Source organism: Lederbergia sp. B243.17 (genome assembly GCF_057657925.1).
The window spans coordinates 1-23,516 of sequence record NZ_JBWBKF010000084.1 but is presented as its reverse complement, the minus strand read 5'-3'; the positions used below and the strand labels follow the sequence as shown (position 1 = coordinate 23,516).

The window sequence follows — 23,516 nt, the reverse complement described above, 5'->3', positions numbered from 1 at the left end:
CCCCTCCTTATTCCAGAATCGACGGAACTTTGATCTGCCCGTCCTGATGCTCTGGTACATTTTTCATCACTTCTTCGCGAGGCAATCCAGGTTCCGCTTTGTCTTCGCGCAAGATGTTCTTCTGGTCAAACACATGGGATGTCGGCTCGATATTGGCCGTATCCAGCTCATCCAGCATTTCCGCCATCGAAATGATGCGGTCCAGCTGATCTGCAAACAAGTCTGCCTCTTCGCCGCTCATTTCGAGACGCGCCAAATGGGCGACATGCAGTACTTGGTCCTTTGTAATTCTTGACAAGTTCTCCACCTCTTCACTCATTTTTGTTCCGCTTGCAATACTATTGATAATAGCAGAAGTTGCTAAATTTGCACAAGGGGCGGAACCGAATCATCGGGGATCCGCCGAATCCTTGTCAATATATATGAACAAACGGTTCTTTTTCGCCGGCATTTTTCACGATCAGTGCTTCAGCCCCATTCACGGACGTAACGTTCACTTCTACTTTCACGTAATCAGGGAAATGATCGAGAATAAGCGAGGTCGCCCACTGGGTAAAGCCGATCACTTCCGCTTTTCCGTACAGCTGAATCGGGATATCGATCTTCAGGTCAACAAGCTGTCCTTCTTTGTAAAAGCCCCTTCCGACGACTCCGTTGTAATTCGGGAAATACGTTTCGATATCGTCTTTGAAGCGGAGGAAGTAGGCATTGTCTTCCCTGTGGTTCTTTTCTGCATCTGACGACGGGAAGAGGACGTATTTTTCTTTGATGTCCTTCCAGTCTCCAAGCGAGGCGCTCCCTTTTGCCGCATTTGAGTAGGCGAAAAAGTTGCCGGGAACAACGGCGTTTTTGCCATTTTGTTCAAATAAGGCGATTGTAATCGGCACATCGCTGAGTCCCTTTGTCTGCCGCAGCCTTTTCAGTACTTCTTCAGCGATTTTCTTACCTTCCGCGGCCACCTTTTCGTGAGGGATTGTCTCTTGGAATGTGGCGCCGTACTGCTCTTTTTGATAATAGTGGACAGAATTGAGTGCAAGGCCGATCACTATGCCGCCAAGCGTGACGGTGTTGTCATTTTTCACGAGATAATCATGCTCAAGCACATGGGCAAGGTAGATCGGGTTCTTCTTGTTCTGCTCTTCAATAGTTCCAGCACCATCGTTTAACGGATTTAAACCGATATTTTCATCCGCTTTCAAGCCTTTCTGTTTCAGCTGCTCTTCCGTATATTTCCGGTTCAGCCAAAGGCCGACTGTTTTACGGTCGAGATATTGGCCTTCCTGAAAGACGAATTTGTCTGTTGAAAACTGATTTTTCGCTGCTCGCATCAGTCCCTCTTCAAATTCGGCCATGTCATATCTCGAATTCAGATTCCCGACGACCATTCCCCGTGATTTGCTCGCCTCAAACGGGATGATCGAACGGTAATGAGATTCCGAAATTTGATAGTTCGGGATGATGGACGTCTTTTCCTGATCATCCTTCTCTTGCACGACCTCATTGTTTTTATCGAAAGCCGGTGCGCATCCGGAGATCAGCAATGCTGCCAGAAGCAGCGGCCATACTTTTTTCATGCTCATTTTCCACCTTTTATTTTTCAAGTTCCGACAGAAGTCTGGCCTCATCCCACACTTCTATGCCAAGCTCCTCTGCTTTTGCCAGTTTGGAGCCAGCATCCTCTCCGGCTATGACCAGGTCTGTCTTTTTGCTGACGCTGCCTGCCACATTTCCGCCGAGGGCTTCGATTTTTCCCTTTGCCTCATTACGGCTCAGCGATTCCATTTTACCGGTCAAGACGATCGTCTTGCCAGAGAAAACGGTGTCCTCTTGATCGATTTGGGCCAGCTTCGGTCCAAGGTATTCCATATTGACTCCTGCTCGTTTCAGCTCGTCGATCAGCTCTTCGAATTCCTCGTTGTCAAAGAAAGTGGCAATCGCATCCGCCATTTTCTCTCCGACTTCCGGAACCTCCAGCAGTTCTTCCTTGGAGGCAGCAGCCAGGCGGTCCATCGTCTCAAAATGCTGCGACAGTGTTCTTGCCGCCTTTTCCCCGACATGGCGGATGCCAAGGCCAAACAGCAGCTTCTCCAGAGAGTTGCCCTTCGAATGCTGAATGGCAGCCAGCAAATTGGTTGCGGATTTTTCTCCCATCCGTTCCAATCCGAGCAGCTGCTCTTTCGTCAATCCGTAGATGTCGGCCGCATCCTGGACCAGCCTATGTGCAAACAATTGACCGATTACTTTTTCACCGAGTCCTTCGATATTCATCGCATTGCGTGAAACGAAATGGATGAGACTTTCCCGCCGCTGTGCCGGGCATTTTGGATTGATGCAGCGGAGTGCCACTTCCCCCTCCAGGCGGACTAGGTCGCTGCCGCAATCCGGGCAATGTTCCGGCATGGAAAAGTCGGTTTCTTCCCCGGTTCTGCGCTCAGGAAGTACATTGACAACTTCCGGTATGATATCGCCCGCTTTTTTTATGACAACATAATCGCCGATTTTGATATCTTTCTCGCGAATCAAATCTTCATTATGGAGCGAGGCGCGCCCGACCGTTGTGCCGGCTACGCGGACCGGCTCCAATATCGCCGTTGGGGTGATCACGCCGGTTCTGCCGACGCTCAATTCGATGTCGGTCAATTTCGTGACGACTTCTTCTGCAGGGAATTTATAGGCAATGGCCCAGCGCGGTGTTTTGGCTGTGGCGCCAAGCTGTTCCTGCTGCTCAAGCGAATCGACTTTTACGACAATCCCATCAATCTCGTAGTCAAGATCCGGCCGTCGTTCAGTCCAACTTTCAATAAAAGCAATCACTTCCTCGATATTCGTGCATGTCCTTCTTTCCGGGTTTACCTTCAGGCCCATTTCCTCAAGAAAATCAAGTCCGCCGCTGTGGCTGGAAACGGTCAGGGTGCTGTAGTCACCGATTCCATAGAGGAAGATGTCGAGTTTCCGGCTGGCGGCAATCCGCGGGTCAAGCTGGCGGAGAGAACCCGCTGCCGCGTTCCTCGGGTTGGCAAACAGCATTTCACCATTCTCTTCTCTGAGCTTGTTCAGGCGGATAAACGATTTTTTCGGCATGTACGCCTCTCCGCGCACTTCCATCGTTACAGGCTCCTTAAGGCGGAGCGGAATGGAGCGGATAGTCTTCAGGTTCGCCGTGATATCCTCGCCGACAGTCCCATCCCCTCTCGTTGATCCTTTTATGAACAGGCCGTTTTCATAAGCAAGTGAAACGGCAAGACCGTCGATTTTCAGCTCGCAAATATAGGAGTAGGCATCACCGATTCCCTGGCGGACTTTGCGGTCAAAGTCCCGCAAGTCCTCTTCTGAAAAAGCATTGGCCAGGCTCAGCATCGGTGTATCATGCCGAACCTTTTCGAACGCGGACAGCACTTCGCCGCCCACTCTCTGCGTTGGGGAATCAGGCGAGACCAAGTCAGAGTATTCCTCCTCGATCTTCTGCAGCTCCCGCAAAAGCCGGTCATATTCCGAATCAGGGACCGACGGCTGATCCAGCACGTAATATTCATAGGAATATTGGTTCAACAAATTATGCAGGCTCTTCACTTGTTTTTCCGCTTCATGTCGCTCCATGTATACAGCTCCTTCTTACACTTTTTCGATCGGTGCAAATTCTGCGAGCAGGCGCTTAATGCCAACCGGACTTGGAAAAGCGATATCGAGCTCTGCGCTTCCCTCTTCGCCTTTCACACTGACAACCGTGCCCTGGCCCCACTTCTTGTGCAAGGCTTTGTCGCCCACTTTCCATGAGGTTCCGCCGCCTGCTGCTGAAGCAGCCGGCCGGACTACCGGCCTTGCCCTTCGTGCTGCCCGATCTCCGAAACCGGCAGGCTGTGCGATCGGGCGTCTTTCTTCCGTCACCGCTTTGTCAACAAGCTCTTCAGGAATCTCCGCGATAAAACGCGATACAGGATTCATATTGGTTCGGCCGAACAATGTCCTCATTTGGGCATTCGTCAAATACAATTCTTCTTCGGCCCTCGTGATGCCAACATAAGCGAGCCTTCGCTCTTCTTCCATCTCCGCTTCTTCAACAAGAGAGCGGCTGTGCGGAAACACGCCTTCCTCGAGGCCGATCAAAAAGACAACCGGGAATTCCAGCCCTTTGGCGGCATGAAGCGTCATGAGCGTGACCGCATCCCCCGGCGTGCCATCTTCATCAAGCTTATCGATATCCGCGACTAGCGCCAAATCCGTCAGGAAGGCAATCAGGCTTTTATCATCATTCTGTTCTTCAAAGTTCTTCGTTACGGATAGAAACTCATCGATATTCTCCAGCCTGCTTTCGGCTTCCAGTGATTTTTCCGCAATCAACATTTCCCTGTAGCCGGATTTCTCGATAATTTCCTCGACCAATTCAGTGACCGAGAGAAACTCCTGCATTTGCGTGTAGTTTCGGATCATTTCATAGAAATTGAACGCGGCATTCGCCGTTCTTCCGCTTAAACCAAGGAAATCTACATCGTTGAGGGCCTCATATAGGGACAGATCTTTCTCCTGCGCATACCTGACAATCTTATCGAGAGAAGTTGCGCCGATGCCCCGTTTCGGCACATTGATTACCCGCTGGAGGGATATATCGTCATCTGGATTGGCAACAAGGCGCAGATAAGCGAGCAGGTCCTTGATTTCTTTCCGGTCATAGAACTTGGTTCCGCCGACCATATTGTATTCGATGTTCGATTTCAGCAAGACTTCCTCGACGACCCGTGACTGGGCGTTCGTCCGGTACAAAATCGCGATATCGGACAGTTTTCTTCCGGATGCAGTCAGTTCTTTGATTTTCCCGGCGATAAACTGGCCTTCCGCCTGTTCGCCTTGAGCGCGATGATAAATGATTTTCTGACCGTCATCATTATCGGTCCACAGGTTTTTCGCCTTGCGGTTGTAGTTATTTTTGATTACTTCATTGGCCGCCATCAGAATCCGCTTTGTCGAGCGGTAATTTTGCTCGAGGAGGATGACCTTCGCATTCGGATAATCCTTTTCGAAGGAGAGGATGTTGGCGATATCTGCTCCGCGCCACCCGTAGATCGACTGGTCAGAATCTCCGACAACGCATAGGTTTTTAAGGCGCGCTGCCAGCAATTTGACAAGCAAATATTGCGCCCGGTTCGTATCCTGGTATTCATCAACATGGATGTATTGGAATTTCCGCTGGTAAAACTCAAGCACTTCCGGCACGCGCTGGAAGAGCTGGATGGTGATCATGATTAAATCATCAAAATCAAGCGCATTGTTCCGGCGGAGCCGGCGCTGGTATTCCGTGTACACATCGCTTGTAATTTGGGCAAAATAGCCGGCTGCGGTCTTTTCATAATCAGACGGCGTAACGAGCTCATTTTTCGCACTGCTGATGGAACCGAGCACAGCTCGCGGTTCAAATTTCTTCACATCGATGTTGCGATCCTTCATGATGTTTTTCACGACGGACAGCTGGTCAGTCGAGTCCAGGATGGTGAAGTTTCGGCTGTAGCCGAGACGATCGATATCTCGGCGCAAAATCCTGACGCACATGGAGTGGAAAGTCGAAATCCAGACCTCTTCAGCTGTCCCACCCATAATTTTGCCGATTCTTTCCTTCATCTCTCTAGCAGCCTTGTTTGTAAAGGTGATGGCGAGAATATTATAAGGATTGACTCCCTTTTCCACCATCAGATAGGCGACACGATGCGTCAGTACCCTTGTCTTTCCGCTGCCTGCCCCTGCCATAATCAGAAGCGGGCCGTCCGTCGCCTTGACAGCCGCTTGCTGTTCAGGATTCAAACCGGACAGCAGCTTTTCTGTTAAAAATTGCATTTTTCCACCGCCTCTTGCATTGTTTCCCTATTTCACAGGAACATTTGTTCTATTATACCTCGGCCGGTTGAGCATGTCAGCCTTTTACAGCGTTGACCGTTTTCAAGGCCTCTTTTAAATCGTCATAAATCACATTTCCGACAACAATCACATCGGCATGTTTACCCATCTCAGCGGCCTGGGCAGCATTAGTGATGCCCCCTCCGTAAAAGAGCGTTGTTTCCTCCAGATTCTTTTTCACCTTGCGAACGAGCTCAGGGTCTCCGTATGTACCGCTATATTCGAGATAGAAAATCGGCATGCGGAACATTTTTTCCGCCATCAGCGCATAAGCCGCCGCGTCGTCCGCATCGATATCGGCATTTGCCTCTGTCAGCAAGGCTGCTTTGCAATCAGGATTGAGGATGCAATATCCTTCGACAAGGATTTCCTCCCAATCCATTAATTCTCCATATTCTTTTACCGCTTCATGGTGCAGACCAGTCAGCCATTTCGCTTTCGGGCTGTTGAGCACTGCCGGAATAAAATATAAGTCAAAGCCGGGCGTTACCGACTCGATATTGCTGATCTCAAGCACAATTGGAACCGTAAAGCGGCGGACTCGGGACATGACATGCAAAACTTTATCAAGTGTAATCCCATCGGTCCCTCCTACAATGATGGCATCCGTTCCGGATTCGCAGACAAGCTCCAGATCTTCATCCGAAATGTCCTTAGCCGGATCTAATTTAAAGGCGTGGCGCCACTGACTGACATCATACATATTCGATAAATCCTCCATTCTCCTATTCCTCCATCATTATAGCATTTCAGCCTCCATTGTCCGAATTGAAATAGAAGGAAATGATGAAAAACAGCCTGACTTTTCCCCGGTCTCCTGTTCCGCCCCGGAAAAATCCGCAAAAAAAGGCGGCTCTTCATTCATGGCAGAATGGGAGTCGCCTTTCCTATCTATTGCGCATTGCTCAATCCTCTTCAGTTTCCAATCTTTTCAGCACCACATCATAGGCATCATTTCCATAATTCAAACAGCGCTTGACCCGCGAAATGGTTGCCGTGCTGGCCCCGGTTTTCGCTTCGATCTTATGATAAGTGATCCCGTCTCTAAGCATCCTTGCCACTTCAAGCCGCTGTGACAGTGATTGGATCTCATTGATTGTACATAAATCATCAAAAAACCGGTAGCATTCCTCCAGATCTTCCAATGATAAAATCGCGTTGAATAATTGATCAAGCTCTTTTCCGCGAAGTTTATCGATTTGCATATTCCAGTTCCCCCTTACAACATGCTGTCCGGACAATCCTGGACAGTCCACTTCATTCTATCCTTTTCGGCGCAAATCATTCCCGTCCGGATTCAACTTTGGTAACAATGGATAGATCCGGCACGATGCAGATCCACGTTTTTCCCGGTACGAGCTTTGCAGGCTGCCCATCTTTAAAAGGCAGTAAACGGCCGTCCCTGTTTTTCCATTCCAGCTCCTGCTCTTTTCCTTTCTGGAACAGGAGGGCAGAGCCTCCCGAATTGAGGTCGATTGCATTCCGGCCTTCAGCATCAATAACCCGATGGGAGGTTTCCATGATGATCAGATTGTCGATCAGGACAGGTTTGTCCGTTTCGTAATCAGCCGTCTGCACCCCGTCGCTGTAGCGCTCATATTGCTTCCGTCCCTCATTGTACACATATTCGGATGTGAAATGGGAGCCGCCGTCGTAGGCGACTGTGACAGATCCGGCTTTTTCTCCTTTTATTCCGTCCATCTCTTCTTCTCTGAGGAAGGTAAGCGGTTCGGGGGTTTCCTGCATTTCGTAGCCCTCCGCCTCGGCACCTTTTTCAATTTGATCGTAGGCGATATAGGAATTATGCGGCGCTTTGCGGAAAGAGGCACGTTTAAAAAGGCTGCCGTCATATTGCATGCCGTTCAGTTGGTCATACTTTCCGGACATAAGCATCGAATAGGCATCCGGGCTGTATCCATGTGCAATATATAGGGCGTCATAGCCCTGGGCAAGTTCAATATAGTAATCTCTTGCACTGCGAACCGGGCCGATTTCTTCCGGCTTTTCACTTTGGAAAATGGCCAGAAACCTTGTGACCTCCCCTTCGGCAATCACTTCATAGACGATATCCGCCGAAGACAGGCCGGATTGCGGGCGGGCATCCATATGGTTGTTGATCATAACCGCTACTGCCCGTCCATCGCTTTCCACCTTTGTGCCCAGTCCTGTAAGCGGGTAGGAATAAGGCATATTTTCCTTCGTGTTCTCCTCGGCTTTGGCTTTTTCGGCCTCAGGCGGAAGCACCGGCAATATCTTGTCGCTTGGCGGTGACGCCTTCTCCTTGCCGCAGGCACCGAGGATGAGCGCGGACGCTAGTGCGAGCACTGTTATTTTATATAATCTCACTTTTCCAACCCCTAAACATATGATTCTTTATTATTTTAACGCATTAACGTCGGAAAGAGAACCGTTTTATTCATCACATCATACATGCCGCGCTGGGTAACCCGAATATACGGCAGATGCGTTGAAGAGAAGAACAACAAAGAATAGACAGGATCGGAGAAACGATAACCACGCTCCGTTAGCAGCTCCTTCATTCTCTCTTCCTCTTCGATCAGCTTCTCCATCGGTTTATCTGTCATCAACCCGGCGAGCGGAAGCGGAATTTCATGAAGCACCTTTCCTGATTCGACGAGTACTATTCCGCCCCCCAATTCTTTCATTCTGTCAAAAGCGAGCTTCATATCACTCTTATTTTTTCCGATCAGGATGAAATCACCCGTATTTGAAAAAGACGAAGCGAAACCGCTTACACGATTAGCGAACCCTTTGACAATCGTATTGATTCTCCACTTCCCGTGCCGATCAAGAAGCAGGAAAAAGCTTTCGTCCTGATTGTATGATATTTTGCCGACAGACATATCGGAAGCAATCGAATAGGGCTTTGTAATGACATCGTTCACCATTTCAATTCCAAACGGCATCGAAAACTCCATATCAGAGCTTTTCAGGTCCCAGTCAAGCTGAAGCGGGGACAGGTCAACCTCCGACCAGTCAATATCTTCGTCGACGATGATCTCTTCCCCATCCTTCTTCACCCACATGCCCTTTGCAAGAACAGATCTCGGCGTCGGATCGTTTTCATCGTTCAGCACGTTAATATTGGCGATCCTTCCTGTGGCGATCATGCCGTGATGATGCAGCAAATTATAGTGGCGTGCGACGTTGTAGGAGGCCATATGATAGGCATCGATCACCGGCACACCATGTTCAAGCGCGATTCGGATCATCATGTCGCACATTCCTTGTTTTTGGAATGCTGGGGTGGATCCATCTGTCGTAAAAACCATAGAATCGTATTGATCTAGATTCATTTTCTTCATCTCATCCAGCAATACCGGAAGATCCGGACGGATGGATGAATGGCGGAGCGAAACCGTGTAGCCGTGCAAAAGCCGTTTGTACACGTCTTCCCCTGTCATAGCCTCGTGGTCGCAGTCGGCCCCGAATAGCATCATTTTGGCGAGCGTTTTTTCCGACGCACCGGGAAAATGTCCTTCGACTTTCTTTCCGAGCCTCTTCGTCTCCTGAATCCAATGGAGCATCAGATCGTCCCCTGCCAGCAGCTTCGGCCAACCGGTCAGCTCTCCCCCTTGTACAACGCCTTCATGTTCGAGCCATGTTTTCACATTCCCATTTGAAAAGACCGATTCCTCCTGCCTCATTTCCGTCTGAGAATCGTAGCGGCTCCACCAGTACATTGTAACAGGGGACTGATTGAGCTTTTTCAATAAAGAAAACGCTTTCTTTTCTCCCAAATGCAAAAAGATGACAAGGTTGTCATTGATCATCGTCGTTGTGCCGGTTCCTGCCGCAAATCGTCCCAATGTTTGCGGATTATACAACTGAAACGGATGGACATGCGGCTCAATATAACCAGGCACGAGCGTCAAGCCGGTGCAGTCGGTGATTTCGCAGCCTTCCAGCTTTTCGGGCATTTCTTCCCCGGTATAAACGATTCTGTCATTATACATCCATATATTACCCGTCATCCACCTTTTGAGGGCAGAATGCAGGTAGCGCGCGTTCGTCAGTATTTTTGTAGGCGCAGTCCGACCATTGAGGACCGCAACTTGTTCGCGTATTTGCTTGTTCTTCCATCTGTAACGTTGTTCAAGCATTCCCATTCCTCCTGGGTCTTCTTTCATATAGACTTTATTCTAGCATAATTAATGATTTAACGCAGTAACGTTTTAACGTGATTTGTATAAATTTTGTGAAAAGGGCGTTTACTCCTCGGCAGTATGGCGAAAACAGCCGCAGGACCCAGCAAAGGACACGATGCCGGCTTTCCCGTAAAGGGGCCACTGCAGCTTAGATAAAGATCAACGACCTGGCTAGAAATTCGGCTACTTCCCGCTCCAATATAGATCAACGTCCGGCCAGGAATTTTGCCACTTCACCAGCGCGATCCCTGCCTGTCCGGTTACGTTATGCAGGCGGACCGGCGAATATGCCGGATGACGGCAAAAAAAAGAGACTGCCCAATCAAACCTCCCGCTTGATGGACAAGTCTCTTATCGCGATTACTTTTTGCCTAGGAATGCCTTCTCGCCGATATCCCGGCGGAAAAAGAATGGAGCATTTTCAGGAACTTGGATGGCGTTGTACACCTTCTCCCTCGCCGCTTCCAATGATTCCGCCTTTGCGGAGTAGAGGAGGACCCGCCCCCCGTTCGAGATGATATCCCCTTCTTCATTGCTGCTTACTCCTGCATAATAGACGGTAGCTTCTTCCTCAGCAGGAACCTGCGGAACCGGCATCCCTTTTTTGTAGTCACCCGGATAACCTTCCGAAGCGAGAACAATTCCTACAGCCGCATCACTCGACCAGACCGGCTCGATTTCTTTTCCAGCCAGCAGATCTAGCAGGAGTTCCGCCAGATCGCTCTCCAGCCTTTCGAGGACGACCTGTGTTTCCGGATCACCGAAGCGTGCATTGAATTCGATCACCTTCGGCCCTTCTGCTGTCAATATCAGGCCTGCGTAGAGGATGCCTGTGAACGGCCTGCCTTCCATGACCATTGCTTTTGCGACCGGCTTAAGGATGTTCTCGACTCCGCTTGTGACAGCATCAACGGGAATCTGCGGCACCGGAGAATAGGCGCCCATTCCGCCGGTATTCGGTCCTTTGTCTCCATCGTATGCCCGTTTATGATCCTGCGCAATGACCATGGGGTATACGTTCTCCTCTTTCACGAAAGCCATAAGCGAAAATTCCTCGCCCGCTAAAAACTCCTCGATCACCACCTGCGATGATGACTCCCCGAAGCGGTTCTCGACAAGCATTTCCTCAAGCGCCAGATCCGCCTCTTCTTCGGTTTCCGCAATGATGACCCCTTTGCCGGCGGCGAGCCCGTCCGCCTTGATGACAATCGGTGTCCCTTTTTCTTGCACATACGCCCTCGCCAGCCCGTAATCGGTGAAGACTGCATGGCCAGCCGTCGGTATATCGTATTTATTCATCAGTTCCTTCGCAAACGCTTTGCTTCCTTCGATCATGGCCGCATTGCTTTTCGGCCCGAAAATCGCAAGACCCGCCTCCTCGAACTCATCACAGATTCCGGCTGCAAGCGGCACTTCAGGTCCGACGATTGTTAAAGCGATCGCTTCTTCCTTAGCAAAGGCAATCAGATTGGCGAAGTCTGTCTCGCCGATAGGGACAAGCGCAGCATCTTTTGCCATGCCGGCATTCCCAGGTGCGCAAAACACCTCCGTGACAAGCGGGCTTCGTTTCAATTTTTTGCAGATGGCGTGCTCCCTGCCGCCTGAACCGACAACCAATACTTTCATGACGTCACCCTCCGCCTCATTTTCATTTAATGTTTAAAATGGCGGACACCGGTGAAGACCATCGCGATTCCGTGTTTGTCTGCCGCCTTGATCGAATCTTCGTCTTTAATCGAGCCTCCTGGCTGAATAATCGCCTTGATGCCGGCTTTCGCAGCTTCCTCAACCGTATCACCCATCGGGAAGAAAGCATCGGATGCCAGCACCGCACCATCTGCTTTCGTTCCTGCCTGCTCAATAGCGATTTTTGCTGCGCCAACCCGGTTCATCTGCCCTGCACCGACGCCGAGTGTCTTTTCATCGTCCGCAATCACAATTGCATTGGATTTCACATGCTTGACGATGTTCCATGCGAATTTCAATGCAGCCCATTCCTCATTGGAAGGCTTTCTTTCGGTAGGGACTGTGAATGAGGCCTCGTCAAGCGGAAGAGCATCTTCATCCTGAATAAGCAGCCCGCCCTTTACGGAGGTGAGCATGCTTTCTTTTTCCTTGTCCTCTTGAAATGGGATTTCCAGCAAGCGGAGGTTCTTTTTCTCTGTCAACAGCCCGAGCGCATCGTCTGTAAAGCCAGGAGCGATGATGATCTCTAAAAATATTTCCTTCAGCTTCTCTGCCGTCTCTTTGTCGACTTCCCGGTTGAGCGCGATGATGCCGCCGAAAATCGAGACGGGATCCGCTTCATATGCTTTCTGGAAAGCAGCAGCTGCCGTCTTTCCCGTTCCGACACCGCAAGGATTCATATGCTTGACGGCCACGGCTGCCGGGTCTTTGAATTCTCCTGCAATTTGCAGCGCTGTATTCGCATCGCGGATATTATTATAGGATAATTCTTTCCCATGCAGCTGCTTCGCTTTTGCAATCGAAAAGCTGGAGGAAAGCGGGCGCTCGTAGAAGGCCGCATGCTGATGCGGGTTTTCCCCGTATCGCAAGTTTTGCTTTAAATCGTATGTAAATGTTAATTGTTCCGGGAACTCTTCTCCGGATTTCTCTGTCAGATACCCGGCAATCAGTGCATCATAGGCTGCAGTATGGCGGAATACTTTTGCCGCAAGCCTTTGCTTTGTCGGCCGTGATACTTCTCCCTCCTCATCCAGTTCAGCAAGAACCGTGCCGTAATCTTCACTGTCGATCAATACCGTTACATACTCGTGGTTTTTCGCTGACGCCCTAAGCATGGCCGGACCGCCAATGTCGATGTTCTCAATCGCTTCATCAAAAGAGACATCGGGCTTCGAAATTGTTTTTTTGAACGGATAAAGATTAACGCAGACGATGTCAATTGGCGTAATCCCTTGCTCGGCAAGCTGTTGTGCATGACCCGGTTCATCGCGTTTCGCCAGCAATCCCCCGTGAATAAACGGATGCAAGGTTTTCACCCGTCCTTCCAAAATCTCAGGAAATCCGGTCACTTCGTCAACAGCCGTCACGCTGAGGCCCTGTTCCTCCAAAAGTTTTTTTGTTCCGCCTGTCGACAGAATTTCAAATCCCCGTTCCGCCAACGCTTTGGCAAATTCGGCAACACCTGTTTTATCTGATACGCTGATGAGCGCTCTTTTCATTTTGTCCCCTCCTTGATTTCTTCACCTGCAAACAGTTTTTCCAGAACGGCTGGGTAAAACTGATGTTCAATCGCATGGATTTTCTGGTAGATGTCTTCCTCCCTGTCATGGGGGCTGATGGAGAGCTCCTGCTGGGCGATGATCGGCCCGGTGTCCATACCGGCATCGACGAAATGGATGGTTACGCCCGTCTTATCCGACCCTGCCCGGATCGCCTGCCCGACGGCATCCTTTCCCGGGTAGTCGGGCAATAGCGATGGATGGATATTGATGATTCGATTTTTGTAAGCTGCAAGCAATGTCGGGCCGATCAGCCGCATATACCCCGCAAGGATGATCCAATCCACTTGGCGTGCTTTTAATTCATCGGCAAGCATTCTCTCAAACTGCGCTTTTGCGGGATAGGATTTCGGGTCGAAGACAATCGTTTCAATTCCCCTTGCTTCCGATTTTCCGATCACCGCCGCACCCGGGCGGTCGCAGACGAGGACAACGATCTCTGCTTGCAGGCTGCCGCTCTCCGCCGCTTTTGCAAGGGCCTCGAAATTGCTGCCGGTTCCGGATGCGAAGATTGCCAGACGCTTCATCGCGTCCTCTCCTTCGGAACAATTGTGACGCCTTCACCTTTTACAACGGATCCAATCCGGTAAGCAGTCTCGCCTTGTTCCGAAAAGAAGGTGAGAATGGCTTCGGCATCCTGTTCATCAACGGAAAGGATGAAGCCGATTCCCATATTGAAAACATGATACATTTCCTCTTTTTTAAGTTTTCCGTATTTTTCAAGCACGTTGAATACCGGCAATTCCGGCCACGATCCTTCTTCCACCTGGGCACCGAGTCCGTCGGGAAGCATCCGCGGAATGTTTTCATGAAAGCCGCCGCCCGTTATATGTGCCATCCCGTTAACACTGAATTTGTCCAGTGCCGCAAGGACAGGCTTCACATAGATCTTCGTCGGAATCAGCAGCTCCTCCCCGAGCGTCTTCTCCAGTTCAGGCAGTTCATCATCAAGCGACAATCCGCTGTCTTCCAAAAAGACCTTTCGCACGAGTGAGTAGCCGTTCGAGTGAATGCCGCTCGACGCGAGGCCAATCAGGACATTCCCTTCCCGTATAGAGCCTCCCGTGATCAAGCTGCCCTTTTCACAGGCGCCGACAGCAAATCCGGCCAGGTCGTATTCTTCTTCTTCATACAGTCCCGGCATTTCCGCCGTCTCTCCGCCGATCAAAGCACAGCCGGCCGCCTCACAGCCGTCTGCAATGCCAGAAACGATTTCCTCAATCTTGTCGGGCACCGCTTTTCCGAGGGCTACATAGTCAAGAAAATATAACGGCTCCGCTCCCTGGACGACGATATCGTTGACACACATGGCAACGCAGTCAATTCCGATTGTATCATGGCGTCCGGCCATGAACGCCAGCTTCAGCTTGGTGCCCACTCCATCTGTTCCCGAGACAAGTACAGGCTCACGCAAGCCCAATGCCGACAGATCGAAGACGCCGCCAAAGCTGCCAAGCCCGCCCCATACACCGGGCCGCTCTGTCCGTTTCGCATGCTTTTTGATTTTCTCAACCGCTTCGTAGCCAGCCTCAATGTCGACTCCGGCATTCCGATAGGCATTCGCCATTTCCGCTCTCTCCTGTTCCTCGTTTAGTAGATTTTCTCTTTCTGGTAGGGAAGAACCGTGTCCGGATAGATTTCGGTCGGATATTCCCCTGAAAAGCAGGCCATGCATTGGCCGCAGCTCTCTCCGTATCCATGCCTGCCGATCGCTTCAAGCGTTCCTTCTGCGCTGAGAAATGTGAGCGAATCGGCCCCGATGATTTCACGGATCTCCTCGACACTATGGTTAGAAGCGATCAACTCTTCATGCGTCGAAACATCAATGCCATAAAAGCAGGGATTGATCATTGGCGGAGAGGAAATGCAGACATGGACTTCAGCAGCCCCGGCTTCCTTAAGCATCGAGACAATCCTTTTCGACGTCGTACCCCTCACAATCGAATCGTCGATCATGATGACCCGCTTGCCTTCTACAACCTTCCTCACCGGCGAGAGTTTCATTTTGACCCCTTGCTCCCGCAATTCCTGTGACGGCTTGATGAAGGTTCGGCCGACATAGCGGTTTTTGATCAAACCGAGCTCATAAGGGATCCCTGCCGCTTCGGCATAGCCGATTGCAGCGGAAATACTTGAATCGGGCACGCCCGTCACCACATCGCCTTCCACTTTTGCTTCGTATGCAAGCCGCTTTCCGAGATTTTTCCTTGCCGTATGGATATTGATTCCTTGGATGTCGCTGTCCGGACGAGAAAAGTAGATGTATTCCATCGTGCACATCGTCCTTTTTCCCGTCAATGTAAACCGATCCGCCTCAAGCCCATCGTCCGTGATGATGATCAGCTCTCCCGGTTCCACATCCCGTACAAACTCAGCTCCGATCAAATCAAATGCACAAGTCTCGGAAGAAACACACCATGCATCCCCGACTTTCCCGATCGACAACGGCCGGATCCCGTTCGGATCAAGGGCAATCACGAGTTCATGCTCGGTCATCAGCAAAAAGGCGTACGCCCCTTTGATCATCGACAGCGCATTTTTCACCTTATCCTTAAGCGCCACATACCCGCTCCGCTTGATTAAATGGGCGATCACTTCCGTATCGGTGTTCGTCTGGAAGATACTTCCCTGTGTTTCAAGCATATGCTTCAAGTCATTTGCATTGGTGAGGTTTCCGTTATGGGCAAGAGCCAGGCTCCCGCTTTGGGAGTGGAAAAGAAGGGGCTGGACGTTTTCAAGTCCTGCCGTGTCCGCGCCGCCGTATTTCACATGCCCGATAGCCCCGCGGCCCGTAAGTCCATGAAGCTTCTTTTCGTCGAACACCTCATTGACCAGTCCTTCCCCGCGGATACCGTGCAGCCTCTCGCCATCCGTTGTGACGATGCCTGCCCCTTCCTGGCCCCGGTGCTGCAGGCTATGCAGACCGTAATAGGTGATTTGTGCCGCCTCAGGGTGATTCCAGATGCCAAAAACGCCGCATTCCTCGTTCAGCCCTTTGATGTCAGCAAACATGGAATGGCTCCTCTCCAAGTCGATTCCAATTCCTCAACCTTGCAATCAATCACTTTTTCGCTGCCTGCTTGAATCTGCAATTTCCCATCATCCGTCACTGTGCCGATTTGAACGGCATCCCCGGCAATGGCTTCGAAGGATTCTTTCTGCTCTTTTTTTATGGACAGGATGAACCTTGATTGGGATTCCGAGTAGAGAGCGGATACCGTATCGCCGGTTAATGTTATATCGGCGCCTAGCCCCGGTGTGCCAAAACAGCATTCAGCAAGTGCGACCGCAGTGCCGCCTTCTGCAACATCATGCGCAGAAGCGATAATTCCTTCCCTGATAGCCGAAAGCACCTGTCGTTGGCGTGCCGCTTCCGTCTCCAAATCGATGAAAGGAGCTTTGCCGAATATTTTTCCATAGACAAGCTTTTGCAGCTCGCTGCCGCCGAATTCAGGTTTTGTCTCACCCAGCAGATAAATAAGGTCTCCTGGCTGTTTGAAAACTTGTGTGACTGAAGCCTTTACATCCTGCATAAGGCCGACCATGCCGATGATCGGCGTGGGGTAGATCGGCTTTCCGCCCTTTTCGTTATAGAGGGAAACATTCCCGCTGATGACAGGCGTGCCGAGCGTACGGCAAGCGTCGCTGATCCCCTTTGCCGACTTCTCGATTTGCCAGTAAATTTCCGGCTTGTCAGGGCTGCCGAAATTCAAGCCGTCTGTAATGGCAAGCGGCTCGGCACCAGAGCAGACGATGTTTCTTGCCGCCTCAGCCACCGCAATTTTCCCGCCCATTTCCGGATCAAGGTATATATAGCGCGAGTTGCAATCCGTTGTGATCGCAATCGCCTTGTTTGTCCCCTCAATACGCACAACGGCTGCATCCGACCCCGGGCTGACAACGGTATTGGCGCCGACTTGATAATCAAATTGGCTGTATACCCATTCCTTCGAGGCGATAGTCGGCTGGGAAAGCAGACTTTTCAATGTTGCTTCCAGATCGGCGACCTCCGGGACTGTTTCTTCCATACTCTGAAACTCGTTAAAATACGCCGGCACCTCTGATTTCTTGTAATAGACTGGCGCATCTTCCGCCAAAGCATACGCCGGCACCTCAGCAGCTACTTCCCCTTTATGGAGAAGGCGCAGCATTTTATCATCCGTCACTTTTCCGACTGCTACCGCTTCTAAACCATATTTGGCGAACAGGTCGATCACTTCCTGCTCATGCCCTTTTTGAATGACGAGCAGCATCCGCTCCTGTGATTCGGACAGCATCATTTCATACGGTGTCATTTCCGCTTCACGCTGGGGAATCAAGTCCAGATCCATTTCAATTCCTGATCCCGCTTTGCTTGCCATTTCTGCTGAAGAGCTGGTCAGGCCGGCAGCTCCCATGTCCTGGATACCAATCAATATATCCGTCTTCACAAGTTCCAGGCAAGCTTCCATCAGCCTTTTTTCGGTAAAAGAATCTCCCGCTTGGACGGCGGCCCTGTTGCTACTTTCTCCTTGCGATAAGTCGACGGATGAAAATGTCGCCCCGTGGATGCCGTCCCTTCCTGTTGCAGCTCCCGCATACATGACCGTATTGCCGAGTCCTTTCGCCTGACCCTTCTGCATGTCCTCATGGTTGATGAGGCCGACCACCATGGCGTTGACGAGCGGGTTGAATTCGTGTGCCGGGTCGAACTGGATTTCTCCGCCGACAGTCGGAATGCCGAGCCCGTTGCCATAATCGGCAATACCGGCTACCGCCTGCTCAAGCAAATACTTCACCCGCGGTGTTTTCAGTTCGCCGAAACGGAGAGAATTCATCGATGCAATCGGACGGGCGCCCATCGAGAATACATCGCGGACAATGCCTCCGACGCCTGTCGCCGCCCCTTCATAAGGCTCAATCGCGGAAGGGGAGTTATGGCTTTCAATTTTAAACACAACCGCCTGGCCGTCGCCAATATCAACAATGCCCGCTCCTTCCCCGGGTCCTTGGAGAACCTGCGGCCCTTCAGTCGGGAAGGTTTTCAAAATCGGTTTGGAACTCTTGTAGCTGCAATGCTCTGACCACATGACGGAGAACAAGCCCGTCTCCGTATAATTCGGCGTACGCCCGAGCATTTTTTCAGCAAGCAAAAATTCTTCATCCGTTAGTCCCATGTCCCGGTAAAGCTTCTGTTCCTTGATCTGCTGTGGTTTTGGCTCAAGCGTTTGCAGCATGCAATCCCCTCCATTGATTCACGATTGATTTTAAAAGTTCCAGCCCATCGGTGGTGCCAAAAAGTGGATCTGCCGCTCTTTCAGGATGCGGCATCAACCCAAGAACATTGCCGGCACAATTAGAAATTCCTGCAATATTGAAAATACTGCCGTTAGGATTTGCCCCTGCATATGTAAAAAGGATCTGGTTATTTCTTTTCAATTCCGAAAGCGTTTGATCATCGCAGTAGTACTGCCCTTTCCCATGCGCAATCGGCATTCTGATCGTCCTTTTTCCGGCAAAACCGGAAGTGAACATCGTTTCCGTGTTTTCAACAGTAAGCTCAACAGGCTTGCAAATAAATTTCAATCCATCATTAATGAACAGCGTACCTGGAAGGAGACCGGCTTCCAGTAAAATCTGGAAGCCGTTTCCGATCCCAATAACCGGCTTGCCTGCGTCCGCCGCCTTGCGGACTTCAGCCATAATCTTTTGCCGTGCTGCGATGGCCCCCGGGCGGACTGCATCCCCATAGGAGGTACCGCCGGGCAGAATCACCGCGTCAAATCCATCTATCGTCTCTGCAGTATGCGGAACGAGGCTCGCTTCTTCCCCGAGCTCCTGCACAATTGCCCGGTGCGTGTCCTTTCCGCAGCTTGTTCCCGGAAACTCGATAATCGCAAACTTCATAGGGCCACAACCTCCCCAATTTCAAACCGGTACTCTTCAACCTCTTCGTTCACAAGCAATCGGCGGCACATTTCATCCACCTGTTCTTCCACATTGCCCGCTCCCTCTTCAAAAGAAAGCTCAATATATTTGCCGAAACGCACATCATTCAGATTGCTGTATTCCATTGCCTTCAATGCATCCAATGCTGCTTTCCCCTGCGGATCAATAACACTTTCTTTTAATGTAACGAATACCTTCACTTTTATCATCGGTTGTGGCCCCTCTCCTATTTGGCTATAAAAAGATTAACGCAATCCCAAACGCCCAAAGATCAAGTCGACATTTTTCAAGTGATACGAGTAATCAAAACAAGCAGCAATTTCATTCGGGGAGAGCAAGCTGCGGACAGTTTTATCCTGTTCAATCAGCTCTTTGAAGGACACCTGGTTTTCCCACGCCTCCATCGCCCTCGGCTGAACGGTGTCGTACGCCTTTTCCCGCGTCATCCCTTTTTCGATCAAGGCAAGCAGCACTTGCTGCGAGAAGATGAGGCCTAGCGTCCGGTCCATATTCCTCTTCATGTTTTCAGGGAATACCGTCAGATTTTTAACGACGTTTCCGAATCGGTTCAGCATATAGTTCAGCGCAGTCGTCGCATCCGGCAAGATGATCCGTTCTGCAGAGGAATGGGAAATGTCCCGTTCATGCCAAAGCGGCACGTTCTCATAGGCGGTCATCATGTAGCCGCGGAGGACCCGCGCCATGCCTGTCATATTTTCAGATGCAATCGGATTGCGCTTATGCGGCATCGCTGAAGAGCCTTTTTGTCCTTTAGCAAAAAACTCTTCCACCTCCCGCGTCTCGCTTTTTTGCAGGCCGCGGATTTCCACAGCAAATTTTTCAATTGATGTCGCAATCAATGACAGAACACTCATATATGCCGCATGGCGGTCACGCTGCAGCGTCTGAGTAGAAATTGGGGCCGGCTGAAGACCGAGCTTTTCACACACATATTGCTCTACGAACGGATCGATATTTGCATACGTTCCGACAGCTCCCGATAGTTTCCCGAATTCGACGCCTGCTGCCGCCGCATTGAAACGCTCTAGATTGCGCTTCATCTCCTCATGCCAAAGCGCCAGCTTCAAGCCAAATGTTGTCGGCTCGGCATGGACGCCATGCGTACGCCCCATCATTACCGTATCTTTATGCTCAATCGCCTTATTGCGCAAAATCTCGATAAACCGTTCAATATCATGGCGGATGATTTCATTCGCCTGCTTTAAAACAAAGGAGAGCGCGGTATCGACTACATCCGTGGATGTTAGACCATAATGGACCCATTTCCGCTCTTCCCCGAGTGTTTCCGACACGGCTCTTGTAAATGCGACAACGTCATGACGGGTCTCTTCCTCTATTTCTTTAATCCGATTTACATCGAAGGATGCATGTTTCCGAAGGCATATCACATCTTCCTTCGGGATCACTCCAAGTTCTGCCCAAGCCTCACAGGCAAGGATTTCCACCTCCAGCCATGCGTTAAAGCGATTTTCCTCCGACCAGATCTTGGCCATTTCCGGCCTAGTATACCGTTCTATCATAGAAATCCCTCACTTTTCAATTGCTACTCCAAACACCGCTCTCTGCTGCTTTTTTCAGAGCAAAGTCTGGATCTTCCGCCAAAATGGTGACATGGCCCATCTTCCGGTTGTGCTTGGCTTCCGCCTTCCCATATAAATGAACCGTCCAATCGGGATAGTGGGGAATGCTTTTGACGACTCCGTCCAAATGCTGGCCGAGAATGTTTACCATCAAAGCCGGCTTCTCCGATTCAATCGGCTGAAGCGGCCAGCCGCAGATTGCACGGATATGCTGCCCGAATTGGGAAACATTGCACCCTTCAATCGTATAATGCCCAGAATTATGCGGGCGCGGCGCCAATTCATTCACGAACAATTCTCCGTCGGCTGTCAAGAACAGTTCAACAGCAAGCGTTCCGACAACTTGCAGGGCCGAAACGATCTTTTCCGCCAAGGAAACAGCATCCTCTTTTATTTTCCGGGAAATACGAGCCGGAGCTACTGTCGTATGGAGGATATTGTTGACATGGATATTTTCCGCAATCGGAAAGACAGCCGTTTCCCCGTCTATCCCCCTTGTAATGATAACAGAAATCTCTTTTTCAAACTCCTGCCATTTCTCAAGTACGCACGGACCTCTTTCAAGCAGGGCCAGGGCACCCTCTACAGCTTTTTCCGAGCGGATGACAGCCTGCCCTTTCCCATCATATCCTCCCGTCGCTGTCTTTAAAACAGAGGGATAACCAAGTTCCTGAAGGGCTTCATCAAGCTCTTTATCCAATTGTATAACCCGGTAGGGAACGACCGCTGCCCCTGCATCCGTAATTGCCTTTTTCTCGAAAATTCGGTTCTGGGTAATCCGAATCAGTTCGGCCCCTTGTGGTACGTAGGCATCCTCCGTTATCTTCTTTAATGCCTCATAATCTATGTTTTCAAATTCATATGTAAGAACGTCGCTTTTCTCAGCCAGTTTCCGAAGACTCTCCCGATCATCATAAGGGGCAGTGATCTGCAGGTCTGCAACCTGTCCTGCGGGTGAATCCGGCGCGGGATCTAGGATTGCAATCCGATAGCCTGCTTCTCTAGCAGAGAGGGCCATCATCCTTCCAAGCTGGCCGCCGCCGATGATGCCGATCGTCTTCCCCGGTTCGATGAATGTTTTAGCCAAGTTGATCACTGCTTTCCAATACAGTCTTTTCCAAACGCGTCCGCCGCTCTTCCAGCCGTTCCGATAAAACAGTATCGTCTGTCGCAAGCATCGCTGCTGCAAGCAGACCAGCATTCGCCGCCCCGGCTTTGCCGATGGCGACCGTTGCGACCGGAACACCTCCAGGCATCTGCACGATCGAAAGCAAGGAATCGAGCCCTTTTAGCGACTTGGACTCCACCGGCACCCCGATCACCGGAACGAGCGTCTTGGCTGCCACCATACCAGGCAGATGAGCCGCCCCGCCAGCCCCTGCAATAATCACCTTCAGCCCACGTTCCTTCGCTGTTTCCGCATAGGAAAACATCAAGTCCGGTGTCCGGTGTGCAGAAACCACTTTCTTTTCATATGGTATCTGCAGCTCTTCCAATATGTCACATGCATGTTTCATCGTTTCCCAATCAGATGTGCTTCCCATGATGACGCCAACCTTTACCATCCCCACACCTCCTGAAAATAAAAAGGATAGACTGCCTCTGTCTATACAGAAAGCAGCCTATCCGGGACAAAAAAGCATATTTGAAAAAAGCACAAAATGCTTCCCAAATTCCACTTTCCCCATAGTCCGATCATTTACGGTAATCGGGTAGAAACGAATGGGCCGTATTCCCATCATATATGAGGTACCTTTTGATACCCCCATCTTAACAACCCCACTCCTTGAAGTCAAGGTAAAAATCGAACATTTTTGTTTCATAATTAATTATTGTTCGTGTTTTACTCCGTTTTCTCACCGACAAATACAATTTTTTGGATAACAGGGACTACATCTTTCCTGCCATTCTCCTTCACTTCCTTGAAAATCGGCTTCTCCATCCGGCGGACCGGATGAAATCCTTCCTGCTCCATTCGTTGCAGGCACTGATCAATCGTTTCGCCTTCCATTACTTCAAATTCCTTTTTCAATGTGATCACCTTATCATGTAGACTTTTTTGCTGGATTGGTGTTGGGGCCAATCCAGCTCTTTTAAGGGTACTTGGTTCAAAGGGCGATGTCCAGCGCGGGGCAGAAAGGGCGATTTATATCGTAAAGCGGGGAGCATGAATAAAGATGTAGTTGTGATTTTTTGTTTCGCGGGAAATTCTTCATGGATAGCAGGGAGATTGGTTTGTGCTTGCTATTAAGTAATTTTGCTTGTTAAAGAGGTGGCAGTTGCGGTTTATGATTGTTGAAGGAAATCACGGATTGTCCGTTAGATTGGGGAAATGGTCGATACTTTCGCTAGGAACGACATAAAGTGGCTAAGACGGTAGATAACTCTCTAAGGTGGTAGATAACTTTCCTGAGAGCGACATAATTTCGTGGAGGTGGTCGATATCTTTACTCGGGGCGATATATAGTTGCCGAGGCGGGGATATATTCTCCACTCCAGGAGGCGGCCAATGCAAAGAATGACACGATATTGAAGGTACTTGTTTACTTGCAGAGCTTAAGCGCGATTTATAAATGAAGGAAACCAAGGAACTGTCCGCGGATAGACGAAATGGTCGATACTTTCTCCAGGAACGACGTAAAATTGCTGAGGCGGTAGATAACTTCTCTAAGATGGTAGATAACTTTCCT

The 23,516-nt window shown here is 50.3% G+C and carries 20 protein-coding genes and 1 riboswitch; all 20 genes read right to left on the bottom strand.

Going from position 1 to position 23,516, the window contains the following annotated elements; all coding sequences use genetic code 11:
- Positions 1-7 precede the first annotated feature (7 nt).
- A complete protein-coding gene (gene gatC, locus AC0TWI_RS16355; RefSeq protein ID WP_488127411.1) occupies positions 8-298 on the bottom strand; it encodes an Asp-tRNA(Asn)/Glu-tRNA(Gln) amidotransferase subunit GatC in 291 nt (96 codons plus the stop codon).
- Between the two features lie 115 nt (positions 299-413).
- Positions 414-1,574 (bottom strand): CamS family sex pheromone protein, encoded by a 1,161-nt coding sequence (locus AC0TWI_RS16350; protein WP_488127410.1) that lies wholly within the window; start codon positions 1,572-1,574, stop codon positions 414-416.
- Positions 1,575-1,590: 16 nt separating this feature from the next.
- Positions 1,591-3,597, bottom strand: coding sequence for an NAD-dependent DNA ligase LigA (ligA, locus tag AC0TWI_RS16345; protein WP_488127409.1), 2,007 nt, complete (start codon positions 3,595-3,597; stop codon positions 1,591-1,593).
- Positions 3,598-3,612: 15 nt separating this feature from the next.
- Positions 3,613-5,823 carry a DNA helicase PcrA gene (gene pcrA / locus AC0TWI_RS16340; protein WP_488127408.1) on the bottom strand — a complete coding sequence of 737 codons (2,211 nt, stop codon included), beginning with the start codon at positions 5,821-5,823 and terminating at the stop codon, positions 3,613-3,615.
- 76 nt (positions 5,824-5,899) lie between these two features.
- Positions 5,900-6,586, bottom strand: coding sequence for a heptaprenylglyceryl phosphate synthase (gene pcrB / locus AC0TWI_RS16335; protein WP_488127456.1), 687 nt, complete (start codon positions 6,584-6,586; stop codon positions 5,900-5,902).
- A 202-nt stretch (positions 6,587-6,788) separates the two neighbouring features.
- Positions 6,789-7,088 (bottom strand): YerC/YecD family TrpR-related protein, encoded by a 300-nt coding sequence (locus AC0TWI_RS16330; RefSeq protein ID WP_488127407.1) that lies wholly within the window; start codon positions 7,086-7,088, stop codon positions 6,789-6,791.
- Between the two features lie 76 nt (positions 7,089-7,164).
- Positions 7,165-8,229, bottom strand: coding sequence for a DUF3048 domain-containing protein (locus AC0TWI_RS16325; RefSeq protein WP_488127406.1), 1,065 nt, complete (start codon positions 8,227-8,229; stop codon positions 7,165-7,167).
- Positions 8,230-8,264: 35 nt separating this feature from the next.
- Positions 8,265-10,007, bottom strand: a complete 1,743-nt coding sequence (locus AC0TWI_RS16320) for an adenine deaminase C-terminal domain-containing protein (RefSeq protein WP_488127405.1) — start codon at positions 10,005-10,007, stop codon at positions 8,265-8,267.
- A gap of 405 nt (positions 10,008-10,412) precedes the next feature.
- Entirely contained in the window at positions 10,413-11,678 is a 1,266-nt protein-coding gene (purD, locus tag AC0TWI_RS16315; protein WP_488127404.1) for a phosphoribosylamine--glycine ligase, read from the bottom strand.
- A 26-nt stretch (positions 11,679-11,704) separates the two neighbouring features.
- Positions 11,705-13,237 carry a bifunctional phosphoribosylaminoimidazolecarboxamide formyltransferase/IMP cyclohydrolase gene (purH, locus tag AC0TWI_RS16310; protein WP_488127403.1) on the bottom strand — a complete coding sequence of 511 codons (1,533 nt, stop codon included), beginning with the start codon at positions 13,235-13,237 and terminating at the stop codon, positions 11,705-11,707.
- Positions 13,234-13,824 carry a phosphoribosylglycinamide formyltransferase gene (gene purN, locus AC0TWI_RS16305; RefSeq protein ID WP_488127402.1) on the bottom strand — a complete coding sequence of 197 codons (591 nt, stop codon included), beginning with the start codon at positions 13,822-13,824 and terminating at the stop codon, positions 13,234-13,236. The genes purH and purN overlap by 4 nt, the downstream gene beginning before the upstream one ends.
- Positions 13,821-14,864 (bottom strand): phosphoribosylformylglycinamidine cyclo-ligase, encoded by a 1,044-nt coding sequence (purM, locus tag AC0TWI_RS16300; protein WP_488127401.1) that lies wholly within the window; start codon positions 14,862-14,864, stop codon positions 13,821-13,823. Before purM ends, purN begins: the two co-directional genes overlap by 4 nt.
- 23 nt (positions 14,865-14,887) lie before the next feature.
- A complete protein-coding gene (purF, locus tag AC0TWI_RS16295) occupies positions 14,888-16,309 on the bottom strand; it encodes an amidophosphoribosyltransferase (protein ID WP_488127400.1) in 1,422 nt (473 codons plus the stop codon).
- A complete protein-coding gene (purL, locus tag AC0TWI_RS16290; RefSeq protein WP_488127399.1) occupies positions 16,285-18,513 on the bottom strand; it encodes a phosphoribosylformylglycinamidine synthase subunit PurL in 2,229 nt (742 codons plus the stop codon). The genes purF and purL overlap by 25 nt, the downstream gene beginning before the upstream one ends.
- On the bottom strand, positions 18,497-19,183 hold the full coding sequence (purQ, locus tag AC0TWI_RS16285; protein ID WP_488127398.1) for a phosphoribosylformylglycinamidine synthase subunit PurQ: 687 nt from the start codon (positions 19,181-19,183) through the stop codon (positions 18,497-18,499). The genes purL and purQ overlap by 17 nt, the downstream gene beginning before the upstream one ends.
- Positions 19,180-19,434, bottom strand: coding sequence for a phosphoribosylformylglycinamidine synthase subunit PurS (gene purS, locus AC0TWI_RS16280; protein ID WP_488127397.1), 255 nt, complete (start codon positions 19,432-19,434; stop codon positions 19,180-19,182). The genes purQ and purS overlap by 4 nt, the downstream gene beginning before the upstream one ends.
- A gap of 36 nt (positions 19,435-19,470) precedes the next feature.
- Complete coding sequence (gene purB / locus AC0TWI_RS16275) at positions 19,471-20,766, bottom strand: adenylosuccinate lyase (protein WP_488127396.1); 1,296 nt, start codon at positions 20,764-20,766, stop codon at positions 19,471-19,473.
- A 16-nt stretch (positions 20,767-20,782) separates the two neighbouring features.
- On the bottom strand, positions 20,783-21,913 hold the full coding sequence (purK, locus tag AC0TWI_RS16270; protein ID WP_488127395.1) for a 5-(carboxyamino)imidazole ribonucleotide synthase: 1,131 nt from the start codon (positions 21,911-21,913) through the stop codon (positions 20,783-20,785).
- A complete protein-coding gene (purE, locus tag AC0TWI_RS16265) occupies positions 21,906-22,391 on the bottom strand; it encodes a 5-(carboxyamino)imidazole ribonucleotide mutase (RefSeq protein ID WP_488127394.1) in 486 nt (161 codons plus the stop codon). The genes purK and purE overlap by 8 nt, the downstream gene beginning before the upstream one ends.
- A gap of 102 nt (positions 22,392-22,493) precedes the next feature.
- Positions 22,494-22,594, bottom strand: a riboswitch (purine riboswitch).
- Between the two features lie 75 nt (positions 22,595-22,669).
- Positions 22,670-22,858, bottom strand: coding sequence for an NETI motif-containing protein (locus AC0TWI_RS16260; protein ID WP_488127393.1), 189 nt, complete (start codon positions 22,856-22,858; stop codon positions 22,670-22,672).
- Between the last annotated feature and the right edge of the window lie 658 nt (positions 22,859-23,516).